Raw genomic sequence first — 6,141 nt, 5'->3', positions numbered from 1 at the left:
CAATGTCTACGGTTTGACCGGTGCGACAGTAACGAATACGAACATCACATCCAATCCGTTTAATGGATTGAATATATATACGCTGGCAACCAATGCGATCAGTACGGTGGAGACCGATTCATTCGACACGCAGTATGGGACACCGCTGCACTCGATTACGACCAATGTCTACGGTTTGACCGGTGCGACAGTAACGAATACGAACATCACATCCAATCCGTTTAATGGGTTGAATACGCTGACTGTGGCGACCAATGCAATCAGTACCGTGACGACAGATCAATTTCATGCGCAGTATGGAACGCCGTTGCATTCCATCACGGAAAATGTGTATGGCTTGACAGGCGCGACGGTGACGAATACCGCGATTACATCCAATCCGTTTAATGGATTGAATACGCTGACTGTGGCGAGCAATGCAATCAGTACTGTGACAACAGATCAATTTCATGCGCAGTATGGAACGCCGTTGCATTCCATCACGGAAAATGTGTATGGTTTGACAGGTACATTGCTCACCAATACAAACACAACAACCAATTCTTTTAATGGTCTCAACACACGCACTGAAGCAAGTAATGCCGTTAATTCAGTTGTGACAGATCAATTTGATGCACAGTACGGAACACCGATGCACTCGATTACCACCAATGTGTATGGCTTGACCGGCGCGACAGTGACGAATACGGTGATCACATCCAATCCATTGAATGGGCTGAACATTTTGACGGTTGCGGCTAATGAGATCAGCACAGTGACAACAGATCAATTTGACGCTCAGTACGGAACACCAGTGCATTCGATTACAGAGAATAAATACGGTGTGCTCGGTGCGGCGTTGACCAATACGGCTATCACAACAAATCCTTTCAATGGTCTCAATACACTGACCGTGGCAGTTAATGCGCTCAATACTGTGACGACGACTTATGATGCTCAATACGGCGTACCGGTTTCCAGCATTCAGACAAATGATGATTATCCGACTTTGGCACAGACGACCACCACCGATATTGTGGCAAATACATTTAACGGACTCTCGCTTTCAACTGTGGCTGAAAACGGACTCTCGGTTATTACCACCGATGTTTTTGATCCGCAGTATGGGACCGCGCGGCATTCTATATCGAGAAATAAGTATTTTGCCGGAACAGGTAACAGTCAGGCGGAAACAGTTATTGACGCGGATACCCGCACCGGGATTAACAAGCAAACGTTTACCATTAGCAGTGATGGTGGGAGCTGGCTCTCCCAGACCTGGACCAATTATGAGGCCCAATACGGAACACAGACCGATGCGGTATCCTATATGAATTCGGCATGGACCTTGGGTGGTGCTGTATATACCGCAAGCACCTATGTTTGCAGTAATTATACCGGGAAGATGCAGGAGTCGACATCCATAAATCATAATGGAACGTCTACGACCTATTATACAGATGGCCTGGGAACATCCAGTCAACATTGGGCAACCTATGGACTTTCCAGTTATACATTTACAGTGATGACACCCAACTATGCCACGGGGTTCAATGCGGAAACCAATGCGACATCTTACTCACGCATTTCATCATCAAAGGTGCTTTCTACGACCAGCACCACGTATAATGCAGGCGGACGGGCCATCAGCATGAACAGTCACTCCACCAGTGGTGCCAGTCTTGCGCAGGATTCCACCTCGACGATTACTGATTTTTATGAATTCACAGGGAGTAAAAAGACAGCTACTTCAACGACCGGCATGGGGAGCAGTGTGGCTGATTACAATGAAAAGGGCGTGGAGATGCAGAGCGTCAACAGCAGTGATTACGGACCCAGTTTGGGACATACCAACACAACAGTTACAATATCTTGGAATGCAACTTCAGGCATACGGACTTTGAAAAATTCAAGCAGCGGACTCACCAACAGCAATATTTTCTCGGATGCCAACGGTCTGCCTGCCGGTCACTGGAAAGATACCCAGGCTTATTACGGCTCGGCGGATGGTGCGAAAATGACCAGTACACATGTTGTCGGCAGTCTGCATTGGAGCGGTCAGCCCAGCAGCACGAGGGTACGTGCTTCGGGTTTTTCTTCCACATTGAATACAATTGACGAAAATGGTTTCACGACCAATGCACATACCAATAATATGTATGGTGCGAACGGCAGTCAGGAAACCTGGACCGACTACAATGTCAATGGCGGCACGGGGATGAATGACTCTTCAACCATGACCCGCTGTAATGGCAAGGGCAGCGTGACCACCCAGTATCATTCCACGCTGGGAACGGCCACTTCGAGTGTGGATACCAATGAAGACGGCGATAAGACCAACACAACTTTTACGAGCAATGGTGCGACCGGTATGACCACCAGTAGCGATACAACCGGTCAGAATAGTTATCATGAGTACAATACATCCTATGACTCACAGGGGCGCAAGACCGCTTCGACGACATCCAAGGACAAACAGGATGGCAAGAAGAAAAAGACCGAAATTTACAATGCCACCTTTGAGAACAATACCTGGACCGGACTGAAGATGACGGAGCATCGCACCAATGTTCAGAATTCGGAGACTAAAACCATTCATTATGATATCGACGGTGTGGAATATGAGGCATGGACTGCTGATTATGAGTACCCATCCGGTCAAGTTGAACATCTTACCGAGTATCACGGTACCGGTGGCGGTGCCAACCCGAGTTCTTCCACCACCACATGGTCGGGCGGAGGTATGACCACCATGACGGTTGAAGCCGGCGGATTTGTTATGAGCCAGGGTTCGGATCGCTGGATATATATGCCGACGTATGAAAATATCACCTTTCATCAGGGCACCTATATCACCAATGCGTCGATCAACTATACAGTGACCAAAAATGGTCCGGTATCTGCGGTGATGACCGACAATCAGGGTACGGAAGTCTGGACCATGGATGAGGGTTATGAAAATTCTGCGATTACCTCTCGGGCGCGCACCAACAACGGCGGGAGCACAACAACCTGGAACTATACAGATACTCCTGAGGGTCCTTTCCATACGAGTGCTAATATTTCGTATACGGACATATATGGTGTGAATTCGGGAAGCGGAACAGAACAGTATACGACATCGGGAATTATTACCGATCGAACCATGACCAACAGTGATACGATGAACATGACAATGACATTTGGCAATGACGGTCAGTATTTGACCAATGCGACCGGGACACGCGAAGACGGCACAACCGTCAATTATATTTATGGCGGTATGAATGAGATCATTACCAGTGAGGATGATAAGGGTATTACAACCTGGGACCAATCCACCCAAAAAATGGACAGCACCTCCGGTAGTGTGGGGAGTTTTACCTATACCTATTCCGGTGACCGCTTGGTCCAGGTTGACGGCGTCTCGGCGGTTGACGGCACGATGGTCTATGATGAGTACTGGAATATGGAACAGTGGACTGACAGCAAGGGTGTGGTGCATTCCTATACCGGGACTTCGAGCAATAAAAGTTACTGGACCCAGGCTACCGAGACCTTCACGGATACCGGCGGCGCGGTTTGGAGCGGCACCATGAATTATGATCCATGGGGTTTCTATTTTGAAGGTGGTGAGTTGGAAGCGCAGAATGCCGTTATCGATGGTACCGGAGCGGTCAATACCGTTGATATGGAAGACGGTGAAGCGGTGACCTTCATCCAGGGCCTGCTGGAAAGCTATCATGCTGAGAACGAAACCTGGACCTATACATCCGGCAGCGATACCCGCAGCACGCAGACACTGGGTCAATTGCAAGCTGAACTGATGGCCACGGAATCGCTCTTACAAACAGCCAATGTCAAAGTGACCATCAATCCGGATGGCTCGACCACCACTGATTTTGATACCATTCAGTTTATGGAAGCCAATTTTAGCAAAAAGAACCGCTATAAACCTGTTTCATCTTCCCAGAACTACACCAACAAAACGTCGGTTCCGTCAAGCACCTACAATGCTTCCAATGCGGATGATCCTTTCTATAACGGCAATTGTGGATATCAAATCACAAACGTTGATGATTATCAGGTGCAGGTTGGAACAACACCTACAAACACGGTGTATATAGAGACGATTCCCGATGATCCGGACACACCAGAAAACGAATATCAGGAAATCGAGCACAGCTCACAGGCTTATTGGGATCATGATGGTGATCCTGATACGCCGGACGTAGGGAAATACTCAGAGCGCACCACAGGGGGCGATCCGATCTATGAAACCCGCTACAGTTATACGAAAGTTACCTATACCAAAGCTGCCGACGGCTGGATGTGGGAGGCTACCGGCGGACAAACACAGAACGCCTTTAGTGACACCTTGACACAGGATACCGGCGTGATCACTGCGGCGCCGGTCGGCGAGCGGAGCGGAAGCGTAGCCGCATCCGCTGTTTCCAGGACTTACCGGAAATCAGGCGGAAATAAGGCTGGCGGTGTTCTTTTGGCCGGCGGTGTGGATGCTGAACAGGTCATGATGGTCGACAAAATGACCGGTGAACTGGTTCCTGTAGCAGGTGCGGAAGAAGAGGGTGTTTCAGCTGCAACAGTTGCATCGGATCAGGTTCCGGTTGAAGAAGCCAAACCGGTGGTAGCTGGATCTGCTGAGGAAACCAAAGCTGATGTCAAAGATAAGGGAAAATCCAAAAAAGGCAAGGGCAAAGCAAAGGGCAAAGTCGGACCGAAGGATGAATTGTTAATCGCTTTCCAGGAAATTAATTCCCTGGAAGATGCATTGGCCTTCATCAAGATGGCCCGCAGTAAGCTGGGGCGCAAGGCAATTGTCAAAGCGCTGTCCGACTCTGCGGCTGCCAAGCTCATGAATCGTCTGGCCAAGGTCTTCCAGAAGATATTTGGGGAAGCACAACAGGCCACATTGTTAGGCAAGCTTACCAGTATGCTGCTGGACAATCGTCAGGTGCTTGATCAGGTCACTGTGGCGATCAATGGCGGCAAAGCAATCAGTGCGGACCTTAAGCTGGCAGCGAAGATTGCCGTGAAGCTTGCGGATGCAAAGGCAGTTGATCGTGATGAAAAGGGCCGCGTGGTCCAGGCAATCGACAAGAAGGGAAGCACACATAAATTTGAGTATGAAAAATCCGGCATGACTGAGATGGTCGTTGCGGTGGACGGTAAGACCAGTGTGAAACATTATGACCAGTCCGGCCGTATGCTTTCAGAATCGTCGGGTTCGATGAGTCGTATTTTTAAATATGATCTTAAGAAAAACGGTAAAGTAGAGAAAACCACCGTGGTTGAGCGTTCTGAGGAAGGGACCAAGACACTTGAGTACAACAAAGACGGACTGTTGACTGCGGTTGAAAAAGATGGACTGAAAACCGAGATTACCTATAAAGGTAAGTCAGGGAACAATTACACGGCTAAGCTTTTCAATAAAAACGGTGATGTGATTGAAGAGCAGACCTTCAGCAACGGACGTCTGGCTAAGAAGAAAATGCGCGACGGCACCAAGGTGAGTTATGATTACATGACTGACGGTGATGGCAAGGTTTTGGCTGTGACCCAGATTGTCGAAGATGCGGATGGTGAGAAAACGTATCTGAAGTTTGACAGGTCCGGCAAACTGGTTTCCGTGCTGGGTAAAGATGCTGATCGCTTTAAGAAGATGACTGAAGAAGGCGGGATGCTGGATGCGTCGCTTGATTTTGATGCGACACTTGAATTGTTCAGCGATCCGCGCATGGATGGTATGCGTATCGACAGCATGAAGCTCCAGGGAATCAACGAGTAAGTTTGACTAAAAAAGCCGTCTGGCTGGCCCCGCGTATGCAGGGGCGTATGCCGGGCGGCTTTTTTTTTGAATATATTTTGTCTTTTTTTACTATTTTTTTAGAAAAATTACCCTACACTGACACGAATAAGGGAAAAAGTTGGGTAAATTTTTACAACGAAATAATAGCCCTTTAAATTATGGGTATTATTGGATCGCTTGCTTTGACTCAGGGTTTTTTCGATGATATACTTATTATAAAGCATAAAAAAGTATATATTTAAAATAATTTATTTAAATTATTACGATTGAATGGTGGAGTTTTAGTAAAACAAGATATTATTAGACGATTGAAACAGCAATGTTACATCGCAGCTGTGTTGTAAAAATATTTA

Annotated in this window: 1 protein-coding gene; it reads left to right on the top strand. The window is 47.7% G+C overall.

Annotated elements, in window-relative coordinates; all coding sequences use genetic code 11:
* The coding region (locus K8S19_08555; GenBank protein ID MCD4813726.1) for a hypothetical protein at positions 1-5,767 on the top strand (5,767 nt) is incomplete at its 5' end.
* Between the last annotated feature and the right edge of the window lie 374 nt (positions 5,768-6,141).

Source organism: bacterium, from assembly GCA_021108215.1.
Classification (GTDB): Bacteria; Oederibacteriota; JAAXVQ01; order JAAXVQ01; family JAUVAV01; genus JAIORK01.
Note: the sequence above shows the minus strand (reverse complement) of the source record. Positions and strands in the feature narration are given on the sequence as shown.